The organism is Oleiphilus sp. HI0043, assembly GCF_001634935.1.
Genome location: NZ_LWEY01001336.1, coordinates 1 through 1781, shown reverse-complemented (window position 1 = coordinate 1781; position 1781 = coordinate 1). Strand labels below are relative to the sequence as shown.

The window sequence follows — 1781 nt, the reverse complement described above, 5'->3', positions numbered from 1 at the left end:
ACATTTCCTCAATCGGTACATAGGCGACTTCTTCTAGTGAAGTAAAGCCCTCATTTACCAACTCAGTCGCCAAGTCTTCATCTACATCAAGCGTTTCGATAAACAAGTCAACATACTTGCCAACCTCTTCTTCCTGCTGCTTACCTGCATCTTCTTCAGACATAACGTTCAATTCCCAGCCGGTCAATTCACCAGCCAGACGAACATTTTGCCCTGCTCGACCGATTGCCATAGCCAAGTTATCTTCAGATACCGCAACGTTCATGGAATTTGTTTCTTCGTCTACTACGATAGAAGCAACCTCGGCAGGCGCCATGGCGTTAACCACTAGCTGAGCCGGGTTATCATCCCAGACGATGATATCGACACGCTCATTACCTAACTCACCTGAGACGGCCTGAACTCGTGCTCCACGCATACCAACACAAGCACCAACCGGATCAATTCGCTTATCATTAGTTTTTACAGCGATTTTAGCTCGAGAACCTGGATCACGCGCCGCGGCACGAATCTCGATAACTTCTTCTGAAATCTCAGGCACTTCAATTTTAAACAACTCGATCAACATACCTGGCGCTGAACGGCTCAGAATAAGTTGAGGGCCACGAACTTCAACTCGAATTTCTTCTAGAAGCGCCCTAACACGGTCGCCCATTCGGAAAACTTCACGAGCGATCAGATTCTCACGAGGAAGTAATGCCTCAGCATTGTTACCTAGATCAACAATCACATTATCTCGTGTTACTTTCTTCACGGTACCTGAAACAAGTTCACCGACGCGATCGCGATAACTATCGACAATCTTCTCTCGCTCTGCTTCGCGAACTTTCTGGACAATAATCTGCTTTGCTGCCTGAGCACCAATTCGACCGAATGAAATTGATTCAACCTGTTCGGTATGAATATCGCCTGGTTGCAGAGATGTATCTATTTCCTCTGCTTCCTGCATTGTCAACTCGGTACCCAAACCTGGAACAGCTTCATTATCAACGATAGTCCAATGCCTGAAGGTTTCGTGATCACCAGTCTTACGGTCGATCTTAACTTCAATATTGGCGTCTTCTTCGTCTTCGTAACGTTTTTTGGTTGCTGCCGCTAAAGCCAGTTCAATCGCTTCAAAAATAATATCTTTTTCAACACCCTTTTCATTTGAAACTGCTTCAACAACTAGCAAAATTTCTTTATTCATCGCGTCATTCGCTCCAATCTTCAAATTCAATCAAACTGCGGCACTACGTTCGCTTTTTCAATCGCTTCAATAGGAAATAAAAATTCTTCTTCACCAACCTGAAGAACAATATCATTTCCTTCCAATCCTTTTAGTAAACCACTGTACTTGCGACGACCTTCATAGGCCATGCGTAATTTCAAGGCAACTTGGTGCCCCTGAAACCGTTCATAGTGATTTAGCTTATATAATGGACGATCCATGCCTGGCGAAGAAACCTCCAAGGTATACTCTCCGTTTATCGGATCTTCTACATCCATTACACCACTCAACTGACGGCTCACCAGCTCACAATCTTTGAGCTCTATGCCGCTTTCCCTGGCCTGTTCCTCAGTGATATTTTCATCTACTTCACCAGGGACTTCAGTTTCTTGTTTTTCTTCGGTTTGTGCGCTTTCAATAAACACACGCAACACAGAGTGCTTACCCTGGGACATATATTCAATACCCCAACACTCGTAACCCAGCCCTTCAATGACCGGTTCAATCAATTCTTCTAACAGCTTCTTTTTTGCAGACAATGGCAGTACCGTTTTTCATATTTCAGAAACAA

Annotated in this window: 2 protein-coding genes; both read right to left on the bottom strand. The window is 44.3% G+C overall.

The features are described 5' to 3' along the window. A partial coding sequence (gene nusA / locus A3729_RS17900) for a transcription termination factor NusA (protein ID WP_068634153.1) occupies positions 1-1189 on the bottom strand: 1189 nt, incomplete at its 3' end. Positions 1190-1215: 26 nt separating this feature from the next. Then, positions 1216-1749: a ribosome maturation factor RimP gene (gene rimP / locus A3729_RS17895; protein WP_068515210.1), complete on the bottom strand. Its 534-nt coding sequence runs from the start codon at positions 1747-1749 to the stop codon at positions 1216-1218. Positions 1750-1781 lie beyond the last annotated feature (32 nt).